Origin of the sequence: Rhizobium sp. PDO1-076, from assembly GCF_000247475.1 — a bacterium.
Taxonomy (GTDB): Bacteria; Pseudomonadota; Alphaproteobacteria; order Rhizobiales; family Rhizobiaceae; genus Allorhizobium.
The window spans coordinates 14,657-30,205 of the sequence record NZ_AHZC01000122.1 but is presented as its reverse complement, the minus strand read 5'-3'; the positions used below and the strand labels follow the sequence as shown (position 1 = coordinate 30,205).

General features: G+C 61.3%; 14 protein-coding genes. 7 read left to right on the top strand and 7 right to left on the bottom strand.

Annotation, left to right across the window (positions count from 1 at the left end):
• Positions 1 to 46: 46 nt before the first annotated feature.
• On the top strand, positions 47 to 352 hold the full coding sequence (locus tag PDO_RS29000; protein ID WP_007600754.1) for a hypothetical protein: 306 nt from the start codon (positions 47 to 49) through the stop codon (positions 350 to 352).
• A gap of 23 nt (positions 353 to 375) precedes the next feature.
• Here the strand turns inward: PDO_RS29000 and PDO_RS09240 are convergent, their stop codons facing one another.
• Entirely contained in the window at positions 376 to 3,867 is a 3,492-nt protein-coding gene (locus PDO_RS09240; RefSeq protein ID WP_007600753.1) for an AAA family ATPase, read from the bottom strand.
• Complete coding sequence (locus PDO_RS09235) at positions 3,867 to 5,132, bottom strand: metallophosphoesterase family protein (RefSeq protein ID WP_007600752.1); 1,266 nt, start codon at positions 5,130 to 5,132, stop codon at positions 3,867 to 3,869. Before PDO_RS09235 ends, PDO_RS09240 begins: the two co-directional genes overlap by 1 nt.
• 260 nt (positions 5,133 to 5,392) lie before the next feature.
• On the opposite strand from PDO_RS09235, the gene PDO_RS09230 reads away from it, so the two are divergent.
• Complete coding sequence (locus PDO_RS09230; protein WP_007600751.1) at positions 5,393 to 6,145, top strand: sulfite exporter TauE/SafE family protein; 753 nt, start codon at positions 5,393 to 5,395, stop codon at positions 6,143 to 6,145.
• Between the two features lie 33 nt (positions 6,146 to 6,178).
• On the opposite strand, the gene PDO_RS09225 is transcribed toward PDO_RS09230, so the two are convergent.
• From PDO_RS09225 to PDO_RS09210, 4 genes are all read right to left on the bottom strand, one after another.
• The gene (locus PDO_RS09225) at positions 6,179 to 6,397 is read right to left on the bottom strand and encodes a hypothetical protein (RefSeq protein WP_007600750.1); all 219 of its coding nucleotides are present in this window, start codon (positions 6,395 to 6,397) and stop codon (positions 6,179 to 6,181) included.
• A gap of 434 nt (positions 6,398 to 6,831) precedes the next feature.
• Positions 6,832 to 7,152: a hypothetical protein gene (locus tag PDO_RS09220; protein WP_007600749.1), complete on the bottom strand. Its 321-nt coding sequence runs from the start codon at positions 7,150 to 7,152 to the stop codon at positions 6,832 to 6,834.
• A 322-nt stretch (positions 7,153 to 7,474) separates the two neighbouring features.
• Positions 7,475 to 8,197: a response regulator transcription factor gene (locus PDO_RS09215; protein ID WP_007600748.1), complete on the bottom strand. Its 723-nt coding sequence runs from the start codon at positions 8,195 to 8,197 to the stop codon at positions 7,475 to 7,477.
• Entirely contained in the window at positions 8,194 to 9,438 is a 1,245-nt protein-coding gene (locus PDO_RS09210) for a sensor histidine kinase (RefSeq protein WP_007600746.1), read from the bottom strand. The genes PDO_RS09215 and PDO_RS09210 overlap by 4 nt, the downstream gene beginning before the upstream one ends.
• 284 nt (positions 9,439 to 9,722) lie before the next feature.
• Here PDO_RS09210 and PDO_RS09205 point away from each other — a divergent pair, with 284 nt between their 5' ends.
• From PDO_RS09205 to PDO_RS09185, 5 genes are all read left to right on the top strand, one after another.
• On the top strand, positions 9,723 to 10,739 hold the full coding sequence (locus PDO_RS09205) for an ABC transporter substrate-binding protein (protein ID WP_007600745.1): 1,017 nt from the start codon (positions 9,723 to 9,725) through the stop codon (positions 10,737 to 10,739).
• 120 nt (positions 10,740 to 10,859) lie between these two features.
• On the top strand, positions 10,860 to 12,320 hold the full coding sequence (locus PDO_RS09200; protein ID WP_007600743.1) for a sugar ABC transporter ATP-binding protein: 1,461 nt from the start codon (positions 10,860 to 10,862) through the stop codon (positions 12,318 to 12,320).
• Positions 12,317 to 13,264, top strand: a complete 948-nt coding sequence (locus tag PDO_RS09195) for an ABC transporter permease (RefSeq protein WP_007600741.1) — start codon at positions 12,317 to 12,319, stop codon at positions 13,262 to 13,264. Before PDO_RS09200 ends, PDO_RS09195 begins: the two co-directional genes overlap by 4 nt.
• On the top strand, positions 13,261 to 14,202 hold the full coding sequence (locus PDO_RS09190) for an ABC transporter permease (RefSeq protein ID WP_007600738.1): 942 nt from the start codon (positions 13,261 to 13,263) through the stop codon (positions 14,200 to 14,202). Before PDO_RS09195 ends, PDO_RS09190 begins: the two co-directional genes overlap by 4 nt.
• Positions 14,203 to 14,215: 13 nt before the next feature.
• The gene (locus tag PDO_RS09185; protein WP_007600736.1) at positions 14,216 to 15,130 is read left to right on the top strand and encodes an SMP-30/gluconolactonase/LRE family protein; all 915 of its coding nucleotides are present in this window, start codon (positions 14,216 to 14,218) and stop codon (positions 15,128 to 15,130) included.
• A gap of 53 nt (positions 15,131 to 15,183) precedes the next feature.
• Here PDO_RS09185 and PDO_RS09180 read toward each other — a convergent pair whose 3' ends face one another.
• Positions 15,184 to 15,474 carry a hypothetical protein gene (locus PDO_RS09180; RefSeq protein ID WP_007600734.1) on the bottom strand — a complete coding sequence of 97 codons (291 nt, stop codon included), beginning with the start codon at positions 15,472 to 15,474 and terminating at the stop codon, positions 15,184 to 15,186.
• Positions 15,475 to 15,549 lie beyond the last annotated feature (75 nt).

Genomic DNA, 15,549 nt, shown 5'->3' with positions numbered 1-15,549 from the left:
ACAGCAAGGCGACACTTCAATCTGCAGCAAGGCGGGAGGCAATACGATGGACAAGCCAGACCGGTGGCGCCCTATGGCAAGCGCCCCGAGAGACGGTAGCCGGATCCTCGTCACAATCCGTTCATCCGAACAGGGTCCGGCGGAAGTTGACGTCGCATACTGGTCACATGACGACCGGTTCGGCACCGAAGGCTGGCGTGCCTCCGATTCCTCTCCCGGCCGGATCATTGAATATGCTGAACCGGAATTGAAATGCTGGATGCCGATGCCCTCGGCCGATTTCAGCCGCGCCTCCGCGCCCCTACCCTGGCAGGGTGACGATGCCCAGCAGCTTGACGGGTCGGGAATTTAGCCAATCGCTCCGCAACCCTCTCATCAGGGTAAGCGATGGATCTGCACCTCCGGGACGGCAGCCTTGGCCAACTCGCAGAGATGCCAGTGGTGGGTGAGATAGATCACCTGGCCAATATTCGACATCTCGCCCAGAAGTCGGAAGACCTCGGTCGAGCGGGGATCGTCGAAGCTCTCCATGATGTCGTCGGCAACGAATGGTACGGCGGGACGAACGGCGGCAAACTCCTCGTAGCCTGCCAGGCGCAGCGCCAGATAGAGCTGGAACTGCGTGCCTGTCGACATGGTCTCTGCCAGTTTCGATCCGCCGTCATGTGCAACGCCGATCAGGATCTCCCTGTCCTTGTCGAACTGTGTGGCGAGGCCCGAATAGTTTCCACCTGTAATCAGGCGGAAGGCTTCGGACGCCCGGTTCATCATCGCGCTGCGATGTTTTTCGCGGTAGCTATGCAGGGCCCGTTCGGCCGCAAAAACCCCTGCCTTCAATGTCAGATAACGTCCGGCAAGCTCCTCGATTTCGAGGAAGATTGTCCGCCGTTTGGCCTCGATACGCGCCACGGTGTCGTCACCGCCGACCGCGTCGAGCTTATCCGTGGCGCGGGTCATCTCGGCATAGAGGTCTCGCGCCCGGTCTGTAAGATCCTCGATGCGAGCTGCAAGCTCGGCGGCTTCATGCTCCACGCCGTGGATGTCGGTGTCCGACAGGCGCATTTCAGCCTCCGCAAAGCTGGATGCTCTGAGGCTCTGGGCTATCTGCTCCCTTAGCCCGCTGATACGGGCTTCCATCCTTTCGCGTTCCTTGGCTTGGTCCAGAAAACCAGCAACGGCGGTCAGTGAATCGGTGCCGAAATAGGCTGTCAGTTCGGTTTTGCGCGCAGTGTGCACGGCAAGGTCCGTAACAAGACCAGCCCGCTGCGCCCTCAAGTTTGAAAGCTCGACTTGCTTGTCGTGCACGATCTGCTGATTCCGCAGTGCGGTTTTGTGGCGTTCGAGCAATCGAGCGGCCGCCGACAATGGATCATCCGCTGAACCACCATCATCGAATTGGCTCAGCAAGGCGGCGACTTCGGTTCGAAACTGCGCCTGGTCTCGCTCCATGGCGCTGACACGCTGCGCCATATCCAGGCGTTCCCTCAATATACCGGGGAGTTTCGCCAGAACCTGCAGCATGTCCCGGATCACGGCGACGGAACCGGCCTTGTCGGAGAGCCAGGTGTGGCCAAGCGCCTCGCGCCAGCCGGCCTGCCAGGCCTCAGCCTTTGCCTGCGCTTGGCGCCAGTCACGCTCGCGTTCCGTCAATTCGCGCGAAAGGTCCGTGACCGACGTCTCGTGGCGCGCCCTCGCATCCGAATCCGCCCTGTGTCGGGCCAGTAGCTCGTTTGTTGCCGCAACCAGCACATCAAGAGGTGCGTCACGCAATTTCTTTTCGTCGATCGCTGTCGGCGAGGCTTGGCTCAATCCGGCCAGAAGCTCGGACTGATATCGATCGAGCTCCGCACGGATGTCCGCAATTGCCGCGTCGGCCTGGTGCAGATCGTCTTGTGCAGACAACGCGTCGAGGCGCCGGCCCATCCAGCTCTCCAGCGTCGCCAGCCGCTCCAGCGCATCATCTTGGGTGATCAGCATATCTGGCAGGAAGGCTGCAACCGTCTGTGCCAGTGCCGCATATTCGGACTGCGCCTCATCGAGCAACTGCGCCTGTCTTTCGATGGCGGCCGTGTTTTCAGCCGACCTTTGTTGCAACTGGCGAAGACCGGCCAGGTCGTGGGCATGCGCCAGGCGGCTGGCAGACACCATGTCGTCCCGGCGCATCAGCGCCTCAAATGACGTTGCCGTCTCTCTGTCGAGCGTGCCGACATGCACCTGCCAGGCATTGTCACGCTCCCTGCGCAGAGCGTTCGCCTCGCTGTCGTCGATCGTGCCGCTGGCCATCAAAGACGCAAGGCCAGCCTCTATCGCGACCCGGTCGGTGACAAGGTCGCGGTGACGATTGCGGTGATCCGCCATGCGGCGGTCGATCGCGGTCGCCTGGGACCGCCAGATCTCGATCTGCCGAATGTCCACCGACCGTGTCGCGGCCAAGGCGTCCAGGTCGCCAGACCAAGGCGCCAGCAGCGCCAGCCGACCATCAAGGTTGCGCTGCTGCTGTCGTCGCGCGCGCTCCTCGACAGAAAGCCTAGAGACAAGGTTCGAGCCAGTCAGCCGGGCCAGCGCCGTATCAAGCCGCGCCAGTGCTTCTGCGTCTATGACCCCAGTTTTATCGCCTGCATCGGCTGCTTCCCTACGCAGGCTGTCGAGTGTATTGCGGGTCCGTTCAAACTCACGTTCCGCCGCCGCCAGTTCCGCATCGACGCCAGAGCGCCTTTCGATGAGATCGCCAATGATTGCCGTGCTGGTGGCAGGCAGCACCAGGGCCTGCGGATTGTCGTCACCCGGCCGCTCGAGATCGGTGAGCAACCGTGCCAGCATGGTTTCCTGCTCGGCCAAGACCAGCCGGCGCTTGGGCAGATCCCCTTGGGCCGCGCGAAACCGCGCACTGCCGTCGGCAAGCAATTCCATGTGGCTTGCGATCGACAGGCTCTTCTCATCGACCACGATGCTGTCGATCTCGGCCGCGACCTGATCGATGTTGCGGTCCTTCTCCTGCAACAAAGCCTGCAGGCGTGTTTCGTCGCGCGAAAGCTGCGGCAGCAATGCAAACCATTCGGCGGGCGGGCGCGGCAGATCCGCCTGCATGGCCGGGTCGTCGAGAAGCCGCGCCAGCTCTGAGGCAAGCGGCAGCGCGGTAAGGATGCGCGTCAGCTCCGTGTGCCTGGTCCTTGCTTCGGCAAGTTCGCCCGCCGCACCATCGTAGGCCGCCTTTGCCTGCAGGTAGCTCGCCGTCAGCGCAGCATGGGCTGCGGCAAAGGTATCGGTCGCGTTGCGCTCGGCCTTCAACGTCTCCAGCGAGCGTTTCAGCTCGGCAAGCTTGGTGCTGGACGATCGCTTTTTATAGAACGAAGTGGCTTCTTCCGCAGCAGAAGACAGGACCTTGCTCAGGCCTGCCAGACCGGAGCTGGCAGAAAACAACAGCTCGCCCAGTTCGCCCTTGCTCTGCATGATGGCATTTCCGCCGTCCTTCAGCGACTGGTCGTCGAGCGAAAACATCGTGCGATAGGCCTCACGACTGATGCCGCCCAGCGCGCCGGATACAAGTGCGTCGTTGACCGGCGCGCCGCGGGCATCGATGAGGCTGCCGCTGCGCTGCTTGAGCCGGACCAGTTCATGGGTGGCCCCATCGATCTCCAGCTCGGCACCGATGCGCATCGCGCCGTAGGGGTGCAGGAAGTTATAGGGCGTTTGCGGATGCATCCCGAACAAAAGATCGAGGAACGCGGTGAACGTCGTCGACTTGCCGGCTTCGTTGAGGCCGTAGACAATGTGAAAATCCGGCCGTCCGGCGACAGCCTTGCCGAAGTCGATGACGCAGTCGGTGAATTTTCCGTAGCGCGTGAGATCAAGGCGATTGAGGCGCATCAGCTGTCGTCCCGCTCGGCAGCGCTCATGCGCGCAGAAATGTCTTCGGTTCCCCTGGCAAGCAGTCCGTCGATGAAACGGTCAAAGCCGGCTTGATCGTCACCCGCAAAATTCCGGCTCTCCGGCGGCAGGTCGGCCAGAAGATCGCGGACCATGTCGCTGATCTCGTCGCGAAAATCGGAGCGACCGAGGATATCGTCGCGCATCAACTGCCTGAGTTCGCTGACCGGGTCGGCGGTTGTGCCGCGTGTTGCGGCCGGCGGCTGCACCTCCACTTCCAACTTTTCGATCCAGGTATTGCCGATCCGCTCGCTGCGCTGTTCGGCTTCCGCCTGCATCAGGTCGATATCGCGGCGGATCTTCCAGGCGAGCGCCGTCTCCCCCGTCAGCCGCAATCGCGCAACCAGGTGCGGTGAAGCGGTGCGCTCGCGCTGTGCAAGCAGCGCCGCTTCGATTGCCGCCGCCGCGTCGCGCCATTCGACGACACCGCCGAGGTGAACACTGACCCGCTCGAACTGCGCAACGCTGGTCAGGCGCTCCTCGACGGCAATCGAACGATCGTCGGCGATGGTGACAAGCGATACGGTTTTCGCGCCCGCTTCATTGATATCGCGGCCCTGCGGCATGCCCGGCATGATGACCGTGCGCGCACCCTGATGATGGGTGCGTTGATGGATATGGCCAAGCGCCCAGTAGTCGAAGCCGGCGGCATGCAGATCGGCGACGTTGCAGGGTGCATAGACATCGTGTCCCGGTGCACCGGCAAGACTGGTATGCATGATACCGATATTCACCGCGTCCGGCACGGGCGACTTATAGCGGGGCAAAAGCCCGTCCGGCGCCTGGGGCTTTGAAAAACTCATCCCGTGCATTGCAACCGAAAGGCCCTTGCCGGCGGACTCGACCACCTCGGCGCGCGCGCCAAAGATCTTGACGCTCGGCGGCAGCACCAGTTCCTGCGTAATTCTGGACAAGGCGTCGTGGTTGCCGCGGATGACATAGACGGCGATGCCTGCCTCGTGCAGGCGCTGCAACTGGCTGGCTAGAAACCGCGCGGTCTTCATCGAGGTCTGATCGCCATCGTAGAGATCACCGGCAATCACCAGGGCATCGACCTGTTCTTCAAGGCAGAGATCGACAATGGCAACCAGTGCCTGGCGTGTCGAACCCCCGATGAGTTCCGCCAACTCGCTGTTGCGCAGCGCCAACGAGCGCAGCGGTGAGTCAAGATGGATGTCTGCTGTATGAACGAAGCGAAATGGCATGAAGCAACCCGGAACAGAATCTGTTCACTATAGGGTAAAGCCTCAGCCTTCTGCTAGCGCCGTGCGGGCATGAAAAGGACCGGGAAGCACCGCGTTGGATGTCAGCGGCGATTTACTTCGCGTGCAATTTCGACGAGAACCGCACTGTCGGAATGCTTAGACCTGCATTTGTGCCGCCGAGCCTAGGCATGCAATGTGCCGGTGGCTGCAGGCACACCGACAATATCGTTAATTGACGCGCATTGACCTGGGCAGGCTGCATGATCGAACATACCTCGCTGATCCTCGCAATTGCTCTCGTATGCGCATTTTTTGTCGGTCTTTCCAAGGGTGGCCTGCCTTCTGTCGGGACCCTCGCCGTTCCGCTGCTTGCGCTTGTCATATCGCCGGTAACGGCGGCTGCACTGCTGCTGCCGATCTATATCGCGAGCGACATGGTCGGGCTCTATCTCTACCGCCGCAGCTATTCCGGGAGAAACCTTGCCATACTGGTGCCGGCATCCCTGCTGGGCGTGGTGATCGGCTGGACGTTCAGCGCCTATCTGTCGAGCATGTTCATCGGCATGATCGTCGGACTTGTCGGCGTCATGTTCTGCCTCAATGCCTGGTTCGGCGCGCGCTACAGGACGGTGGCGAAAGAGGCGAATGTTCCAGCGGGCATTTTCTGGGGCACACTGACCGGGCTGACCAGTTTCGTTTCCCATTCGGGCGGCCCGCCCTATCAGATGTATGTCCTGCCGCAGCGTCTCGAAAAGATGAAATTCGCCGGCACCTCGACGATTCTGTTTGCCATCATCAACGCCGCCAAAGTCATCCCCTATTGGGAACTGCAGCAGTTTTCCAATTTTGACAGCACTCTGGTTCTTTGGTTGTTGCCCGCAGCGATCATCGGCACAGTTGTCGGAAAGAGACTGACACAGATCCTCCCCGAAAAGCTGTTTTTCCGAATTGTCGAGATAACCCTGCTTCTGCTGTCGTTGAAGCTCATTGCCGATTACATCTTCAGCATCTGATCGCTTGTCAGCGACACTGACAGCCGGTTGCACTCACGCCGATGGCAGCACGCGTATGGCCGCTTCGGTCATTCCTTCGAACATGGCCGAGAGATCAAGCCAACCATGTGGCCTGCGGCCACTGACATTGGCCGGCCATCCGCACAGGCCGTCACGCTCGACATAGCCGACGCAGCGAGGCGCTGCCTCGTCGAGAAAGAACAAAACCGCCAATCGCCCGGGCTCAAGCGCTTCAATCGGATGCCAATTCACTTATATTTCCTCAATTATGAGGGGTTATTTATAAGTGATCTCCTTGCCTCAACCTTACGGCCGTCGGTGCCGTGCCGTTGCAATGCCCGTGAAGCGCTGATCTTCCCCCTCGAAAGACAGCCGCGTCTGCGCGCAACAAACCGTCTGTTGCGACGCAGAGGGCTTGGGCTCGGGGCTTCGCAAAGGCGCGCGCTGACAAAATGGTATGTTGAGACAGGATACTGCAAAGGCCTGGAGCCTGCCCCTCATTGCACATTCCGGAGGGATGACGTTGCAATATGAAAAAAGCGCGGATGCAGTCGGCTCATGCAGCAACCCTTCCGTTTCCGTTTCAAGCCGTTGAGCAAGCCACGCCTTTGAAACAGAAGGGGTCGAATTTCGGCGCAGTTGCACAGGCTGCTGTGTCAAGCAGCCCATGTTTGGGCAAAGTCAGGTCATTTGTTCTTCAGCAGCCAGATCTTGCCGGCCATGGTAATTTCCTGCCTCAACTGGCCTTCACCTTCATCCGCACCGACCTCACTCAGGAGACCGAAATCCCGCAACTGAACCACAGTTGTCGTGGTGGCAAACCGGATCTTGCGGGCTCGCTCCTTGAAACGATCTGTTTTGGCATAGGTGATCGTGGCATTCAAATGCGTCCACTTGTTGCCTTCCTGAGGATAGAGATCGCCTTCGAGGGCGAGCTTCAGGCCGCGTATCTGCACGGGGGTCATCGTGATCGGCATCGTATCAATCTTGTCGGTTGCGGTGGTCAAAATCAGGTCCTAGCATGCTGGGAATGGGGAGAATTTAAAGGCGGCCCTTGGCCATCTGTGTTTTTGATTAGCACGATGTAGACCTTGGCCACAACGAGCGGGGGCAACTTGGGCTTCCGGGATGGTAAATGCGTTGATTTAAGACGAAGAAATCGCATTAATTCACAATGCGCCTGAACGCGCTACTGCGCCAAAATCCAGATTCCGCGTCAATTTGACAAGCTTCATGCGCCAAAGGGCAAAATTTTCTTGATTGCGGCACGACATCGGTCCGCGTTCGGGTCGCTTTTCCCTTGCGAGGAAGGCTCGCCAGCCCCTGCCCTCAGTCCGCCTTCAACCAGTCTGCGAGCTCCGCTTCCGCCCGCTCCAGCGACGAATAGTTCAAAAGTTTGCGCAAAAGAGCAACGGTCACGGCGCGGGCGCGCAGATTGAACCGGCTGTCGTCATGGTCGTCGGCCGCCATCTGGTAGACATCCAGCTTCTCGTACAGATGCTGCAGCCGGTTCTGCACGCTACGCAGGGACAGGCTGCGCCGCCTTGCAATCGCCCGGTCGGTCAGCCCCAGCGCGATATCGACCAGGATCTCGTATTCCGTGTCGCTGAAACCGTTCACCTGGCCAAGGCTCTTCTGCTGCATGCCCCGCACCTCGCGGTCGATAACACATTGCGCTTCGACGAAAATGCTCCGCAGCGCCAGCCTCAACCGTTCGTCGGATGCCGATTTCAGCACATAGCCATAGGCCGCTCCATCCGGCACGATACGCGAGACCCCCCGCACATAGGCCTCGTCCGAATAGTTGGACCAGAACAGGATCCGGGTATCGGGCCGCTCTTTCCAGATGGTGCGCGCCGCTTCGATCCCGTTGCGGGCCTGCATCTGCAGATCCATCACCACATGGGCGGACTTGTTGTCGCGGGCGAGCTTCTCGCCGGCAGTACCGTTGTCAGCCTCGATCACAGTGTCGCATTCCGGCAGGGCGGCGCAGACCGCCTCATGCAGGTAGGACCGGTGCAGCGGATCATCCTCGACGATCAGCACTTTCATTGGACATCTCCAGCGATTTTCGGTTTTGCCGGGCCGACCGGCAATTGCACGCGCACGACCGTGCCCTTGCCTTCCCGGCAGGGACCCAAGGTGAATTTGGCGGATATCAGCCGGGCCCGCGTCATCATGTTGTCGATGCCGCCGCCGCTGCGGCGCTGCGGCCGGGTCATGCCGCGGCCATCGTCAGAGACTTCGATCACGACACCCAGGGCCTGGCTGCGCAACCGCACCAAAATATGGCCCGCCTGCGCGTGACGCGCGGCATTGTTGATCGCCTCCTGGGTGATCCGAAAGAGGGCGATGCGAAGTGTCTTGTCGAGCGTGTCGATCAGCCCGTCGGTCTCGTCCACCAGTTCCCAGCGCGTCTCGCCGCCGGTATCGCGCAGCGACCGGTCGAGATGGTTTTCCACCGCCTGGGCAAAACCAAAGAGCTGCAGCACGGATGGCTTCGCTTCCTCGATGATCTCGCGCAGATCCTGCATGCAGTGCTGCAGGCTGCGGGCGAGCGGCTCCAGCGCGTCGCCCGGGATCTCCTCTTCGTTGATCAACCGGTCGAGGCGGCGCGAAAGTCGCGTCAGATCAGCGAGCGTCTGGTCGTGCAGGTCCATGCCGATACGCTGGCGCTCCCTTTCAAGGGCCTCGGTCAGGTTCAGCGCACCCAGCCGCAAGCCTTCTTCCCGGGCGCGGGCTTCCGCCTCGACGATGGCCGACTGCTTGGCCTGATCGGCCGCGCGAAGGGCGAAGAAATAGGGCGACAGCAGGTCGGCGACGGAGCATGCATTGGCCACGTCCTCGGCGGAATAGAACGCAACCTGGTGGGACGAACAGGACAGGGCGCCAATGACCTCGCCCTCGACCTTCAACGGCACGTGGATGCGGCTTCTGAGATTGTGCTCGAAAATCGGCCGGGTGAAGGCATCTTCGAAATGAAACCGGTGGTCCACCCGGGCATCCGGCGTGATCATCTGGTCGACCTCGCCCCACAGCAGCGACCGGATCGGACTGTTGCAGATCGGCGCTGGCGCATGCTCGCCCCAGGCGGTGTCGAGGCCCGTTTCATAGGCGGTGTGATACTTGCCGTTGACCATAGTGATGCAGACATCGAGATGGTCGTGGGGAATGATATGTGATACCTCCGCGCCGACAGCCTTGATGGCCGAGCGGAAATCCAGCTGCCCGGCCAACAGGCGCGAGATGCCCAGGTAATGATCGAGCAGCGCCGAGGGCGCTATCTTCAACATGCCGTTCCTCTCCTCCACGACAGCCTGCTCCCGACAGGCGCCGTCCTCACATTCCATAAGATAGAAGCCGTGCTGGCCGCGTCTTGCAGGATCCCGCATCTTCTTGCGTATTTCCCGCAATCACACTGCAGCGGCAAACCTATACAAGCTCTGCATTCTATACCATCCTCACTGGCGTCGAGAGGAGGTGCTCGGCGAGGGAGTTCAGTTTCGTCCGCCAGACTGCGGGCGGCTTGAAATGAGGAAACCGGCCGCCTGAAGGTCGGACAAGAGGGAGAGAGACCATGAAGAAATCCAGAATACTTCTGGCAACGGCTGCACTTTGCCTTGCCATGATGCCCATGGCCGCGCAGGCGGATACCTCGGGCAAGAAGATCGCGCTGTCCAACAACTATGCCGGCAACTCCTGGCGACAGGCCATGCTGACGAGCTGGGAAAAAGTGACGGGCGCTGCCGTCAAGGACGGTAAGGTGGCCGCCGCCGATGCCTTCACCACGGCAGAAAACCAGGCGACCGAGCAGGCCGCGCAGATCCAGAACATGATCCTGCAGGGCTATGACGCCATCGTCGTCAACGCGGCTTCGCCGACAGCGCTGAACGGCGCCATCAAGGAAGCCTGCGATGCGGGCATCACCGTCGTCTCTTTCGACGGCATCGTCACGGAGCCTTGCGCCTGGCGCATCGCCGTCGACTTCAAGGAAATGGGTCGCAGCCAGGTTGAATATCTGTCTGGCAAGCTGCCGGACGGCGGCAACCTGCTCGAGATCCGCGGCCTCGCCGGTGTCTTTGTCGACGACGAGATTTCGGCCGGCATCCACGAAGGCGTGAAGCAGTTCCCGCAGTTCAAGATCGCCGGTTCGGTTCACGGCGACTGGGCGCAGGACGTGGCGCAGAAGGCCGTCGCCGGCATCCTGCCAAGCCTGCCGGACATCGTCGGCGTGGTCACCCAGGGCGGGGACGGCTACGGTGCGGCCCAGGCCATCGCCGCTGCCAATCGCAAGATGCCGATCATCGTCATGGGCAATCGCGAAGACGAATTGAAGTGGTGGAAGGAACAGAAGGACGCCAATGGCTACGAGACCATGTCGGTCTCCATCGCACCGGGCGTCTCGACGCTCGCCTTCTGGGTCGCCCAGCAGATCCTGGATGGCAAGGAGGTCAAGAAAGACCTCGTCGTGCCGTTCCTGCGCATCGACCAGGACAATCTCGAAGCCAATCTGGCCAATACCCAGGCCGGCGGCGTCGCCAATGTCGAATACGCATTGGAAGATGCCCAGAAGGTGATCGAGGGCGCGAAGTAAGCCCCCTGAAGAACCCCTCCCTGTTCCGTCCGGCGATGCGCCGGGCGGGGCAGGCGGTCATATCGACCTGCATTTTGGCCAGGCAAGCCTGCAGCGTCATTTTCAATGGGATCAAGATACATGACACAGGCCGGTTCGACGCAAACGGTCGTCAGCGTCTCCGACGCCAAGGTGGTTTTCGGCGCGGTCAAGGCGCTGGACGGCGTCACGCTTGCCATTCGCTCCGGTGAATGTGTGGGACTTGTCGGCCACAATGGCGCGGGCAAATCGACGATCGTCAATGTCATCAATGGCGGGCTTACGCCGCATCAGGGCAGCGTCGTCTATGGTGACGATCCGACGCTTGGCATCGGCGCAGCGCGGCACAGCGGCATACGGTGCGTGTTCCAGGAGCTTTCGCTCTGCCCCAACCTCACCGTGGTGGAAAATACCCGGGTCATGCACAAGCCGCTTTCCGGCTGGGGCTGGCGCCGGCGTGGCGCCGATATCATTGGCCGCAAGCTGGACGAGATCTTCCCCGGCCACGGCATCGACAGCGGCGAGAATGTCGGCAATCTGTCGATCGCCGAACGCCAGATGGTGGAAATCGCTATCACTTTTTGCGAGATCGGTCATCCGGTGCGGCTGGTCATTCTCGACGAGCCAACGTCATCGCTGGACTCGCGACTGGCTGGTCAACTGCTTGCCTATGTCCACCGCTTCGTCGCGGCCGGCGGCTCCGTCATCTTCATTTCCCATATCCTTTCCGAAATCCTCGGCATCGCCGACCGCATCATCGTGATGAAGGACGGCCGGGTCGTGACCGAGCGCGCCGCATCCGGCTTTTCCGAACACAGCCTGATCGAGGCGATGGGCAGTGTGGTCAAGGAACACCGCGCGGCGCGGGTCGTTGCGGACAAGAGAACTGGCCCGCCTGCCCTAGCCGCAGCACCCGTGCGCGGACGCGGGCTGGCCTTTGAGGCCTTTCCGGGCGAGATCGTCGGTTTCGCCGGCCTCAGCGGCCACGGCCAAACCGACATGCTGGTCAAGCTCTACCTGTCCTTAAGCGGTGACTGGTTCGGCAGGCGTGATCCGGCCGCAATGTTTGTTGCCGGCGACCGCGCGGTCAACGGCACCTTTCCGCTGTGGAGTATCCTGAAGAACATGAGCGTCGCGTTGCTGCCCGACCTTTCGCACCGTGGCCTGCTCGATGAGGCCCGCGAACAGGCGCTCGGCCGGTCATGGCGGGAGAAGATAGAGATCCGCACACCAGACATGGACAATAACATCCTGTCGCTTTCCGGCGGCAACCAGCAGAAGGTGCTGTTTGCCCGTGCCCTGGCAAGCCGTGCGCCGGTTGTCCTGATGGACGATCCCATGCGCGGCGTCGACATCGGCACCAAGCAGGAGGTCTACGGCATTCTCAGGACCGAAGCCGATCAGGGGCGTACCTTCATCTGGTACTCGACCGAAATGGACGAGGTCTGCCTTTGCGACCGGGTCTATGTGTTCAACAATGGCGCGATTGTCGCCGAGCTCAAGGGCAAGGCGGTGACGGAGGAAAATATCCTGGCCGCCTCCTTCACCGAGGTCGCAGCGTGAAAAAATTCTTCTCCCCCGATACGATCCGGCTCATCGTTCCGGCGCTGTCGCTGACGGTGCTGCTGATCGCAGTGTTCTATCTTCAGCCGCGCGCCATGAGCTATACGGGCCTTAACCTGCTCTTCAATCTCGCGGTGCCGATTGCGCTGGCCACCATCGCCCAGATGCTGATCATGACGGTCAACGATCTCGATCTCTCCATGGGCACCTTTGTCAGCTTCGTCGCCTGTGTCACCGCCACCTTCCTGCAGGCCTCTCCGCTTCTCGGCATCGTCATCCTGCTCGCGGCCATCGCCACCTACGCCGTCATCGGCGTGCTGATCCATCTGCGCGACCTGCCCTCGATCGTCGTCACGCTCGGCATGAGCTTTGTCTGGGGTGGGCTTGCGGTGCTGATCCTGCCGGCACCGGGCGGTCAGGCGCCCGAATGGATACGCGCCATCATGACGTCCAAGCCTCCGATCATGCCGATGGCGATCGTTGCCAGCATCCTGATCGCGGTGTTTTCGCATCTGCTGATCATGCGCTCGTCATTCGGCGTGGTGCTGCGCGGTGTCGGCGGCAATGCCCGCTCCGTCGAGCGCGCCGGCTGGTCGATCATCCGGGCGCGGGCTGCTGTCTATGCGCTGGCCGCCTTTTTCGCGATCCTGGCCGGCATTGCGCTGGTCGGACTGACCACCGCGGCCGATGCCAATATCGCCCTGCGCTACACGTTGCTGTCGATCGCCGGCGTCATCCTTGGCGGCGGCGAATTCGTCGGCGGCCGGGTGTCGCCGATCGGCGCGGTTATCGGCGCGCTGACGCTGACGCTGGCCGGCTCGTTCCTCTCCTTTCTCCGGATTTCGCCGGACTGGCAGATTGGCGCACAAGGCGCGATCCTGATCATCGTGCTGGCGCTGAGGCTGCTGCTCAATCGCTTTGAAGCAAGGAGGACGCGCCGATGACCGCCCTGATGCGCAAGCCCTGGATCTGGTCCTTCATTGCCACGGCCCTGGTGTTCCTGACGACCATCCTCGTCACCGGCGGAGCAAGCATGGCGGGCCTTGCCCAGGCGACGCTGACATTTGCCGCCTTCTCGGTCATCGTCGGCATCGGCCAGATGCTGGTGATCACGCTTGGCCCGGGCAATATCGATCTTTCAGTGCCTGCCACCATGACGCTGGCCGGCACGGTGGCGCTCAAGCTGATGGGTGTCGAAGACGGCATGGTCGTGCCGGGCCTGCTTGTCGCCATCGGCATCGGTGTCTTGATTGGAACAGGCAATTACGCCCTGATCAAGCTGCTGCGCATTCCGCCGATCATCGCGACCTTGTCGATGAGCTTCGTGGTGCAGTCTACCGCCATCTGGACCAATCGCGGCCTGCGCATCAAGCCGCCGCCGGTGCTGGCGGATTTCACCACTTCGACCACGGCCGGCATCCCCAATGTCGCGATCATCGCGCTCATCCTCTCGGCCATTGTCTGGGTGCTCCTGCAAAAGACCGTCTATGGACGCTGGATCGCCGCCATCGGCCAGAGCATTCGCGCTGCCCGCATGGCCGGCATCCCCATCGACGGCATCCGCTTCATCACCTATGTGCTTTGCGCGGTGCTTGCCTCCATCTGCGGCTATCTGCTGGCGAGCTTCTCAGGCGGCGCGGCACTCAACATGGGATCGGAATATCTGCTGATGTCGATCGCTGTCGTGGTTATCGGCGGCACGGCGGTTGCCGGCGGCGATTCCAACGTACCAGGCATCTGGGGCGCCTCGCTCTTCATGTTCCTGGTGGTCTCCATGCTCAATACCTATGGGTTTGGCGCCGGTGTCCGCCTCATTCTCACAGGTCTCATCATCATCGCCGTCATCATGCTCGCCGGCGGGCGAACGGTCGGAAAACGCTAGGCAGGACAGTATCATGTCGCAGAACCCCAACTATGAGATTTTCGACCCGCGCTTCCGCTCGCTGGTCATCAGCAGCGCCGATCTGGAGGAACTCCATTCCGACTGCCGTTGGGCCGAAGGTCCTGTCTGGTTTGACGATGGCGGATATCTGCTGTTCAGCGATATCCCAAACCAGCGGATGCTGCGTTATGTCGAGGGTGGCGGGATCTCGGTGTTTCGCACACCGTCAAATTTCACCAACGGCAATACCCGCGACCGGCAGGGCCGGCTTGTCTCCTGCGAACATGGCCTTCGCCGGGTCACCCGCACTGAGGTCGACGGCACGATCACGGTGCTGGCAGACAGCTTTAATGGCCGGCGTTTGAACTCGCCGAACGATGTGGTGGTGCACTCTGACGGTTCAGTCTGGTTCACCGATCCGACTTACGGCATCCTGTCCGACTACGAGGGATACAAGGCAGACCCCGAACAGAAGACACGCAATGTCTACCGGCTGGAGCCGGATACCGGCGTGATCGAAGTCATGGTGGACGATTTCCTACAGCCGAACGGGCTCGCCTTTTCACCCGATGAAAGCCTGCTCTATGTCGCCGATTCCGGCGCGAGCCATGTAGAGGGCGCGCCACGCCATATCCGCGTCTTCGATGTTGTCGATGGTCGCAAGCTCGCCAATGGCCGCGTCTTCGCCGAGATCGACAATGGCATACCCGATGGCATCCGCCTCGATATGTCCGGCAATCTCTGGTCCAGCGCCGCAGACGGAGTCCACTGCTTTGCGCCCGATGGCACCCTGCTTGGCAAAATACTGGTGCCGCAGACCGTTGCCAATCTCACCTTCGGTGGCCCACGTCGCAACCGGCTGTTCATCACCGCGACGAAATCACTGTATTCGATCTATGTCACGGCGACGGGTGCGCAAAGGCCGTAAATCCAGCCACGGGTTTGGTGGAGAGGCCCGAGATTGCCGCAGCGTGGCGATAGTCAGTCGATGGTCTCGTCGTCTGGTCCTGAAGCCCGAACCTCGGCATCCCCGATTTCGGCATCTTGCATCTCGGCATCCCGGCTCTTGCCATCGTCGAGCTGGGCCGCTCGCCGCTCTGCCGTATCCCGACGCAGGAGATCGAGAAGTCTCCAGCGCATCTCGGGCATCGTGATCGAACCGGCAATCCACAGTTCGAGCAGATCGCGAAACTGCGGATGCGTGTCGATCGGCCTGCCACGATCCCTGCATCGGGCGATGATGCGTTCCGCTATTTCCCGGCGCGAGTCCATGAGCGACAGTCGTCCTTGTATCAAAATGGAGGCGGTTGATATCAATGGCGAACAGCCAGCGCCACCGACAATCCT

Coding starts and splice junctions, on each gene's coding strand:
- PDO_RS09185 (WP_007600736.1), top strand. CDS start 14,216: ATGTCGCAGAACCCCAACTATGAGATTTTCGACCCGCGCTTCCGCTCG.
- PDO_RS09215 (WP_007600748.1), bottom strand. CDS start 8,197: ATGAAAGTGCTGATCGTCGAGGATGATCCGCTGCACCGGTCCTACCTG.
- PDO_RS29000 (WP_007600754.1), top strand. CDS start 47: ATGGACAAGCCAGACCGGTGGCGCCCTATGGCAAGCGCCCCGAGAGAC.
- PDO_RS09180 (WP_007600734.1), bottom strand. CDS start 15,474: ATGGACTCGCGCCGGGAAATAGCGGAACGCATCATCGCCCGATGCAGG.
- PDO_RS09200 (WP_007600743.1), top strand. CDS start 10,860: ATGACACAGGCCGGTTCGACGCAAACGGTCGTCAGCGTCTCCGACGCC.
- PDO_RS09240 (WP_007600753.1), bottom strand. CDS start 3,867: ATGCGCCTCAATCGCCTTGATCTCACGCGCTACGGAAAATTCACCGAC.
- PDO_RS09210 (WP_007600746.1), bottom strand. CDS start 9,438: ATGTTGAAGATAGCGCCCTCGGCGCTGCTCGATCATTACCTGGGCATC.
- PDO_RS09190 (WP_007600738.1), top strand. CDS start 13,261: ATGACCGCCCTGATGCGCAAGCCCTGGATCTGGTCCTTCATTGCCACG.
- PDO_RS09230 (WP_007600751.1), top strand. CDS start 5,393: ATGATCGAACATACCTCGCTGATCCTCGCAATTGCTCTCGTATGCGCA.
- PDO_RS09205 (WP_007600745.1), top strand. CDS start 9,723: ATGAAGAAATCCAGAATACTTCTGGCAACGGCTGCACTTTGCCTTGCC.
- PDO_RS09235 (WP_007600752.1), bottom strand. CDS start 5,132: ATGCCATTTCGCTTCGTTCATACAGCAGACATCCATCTTGACTCACCG.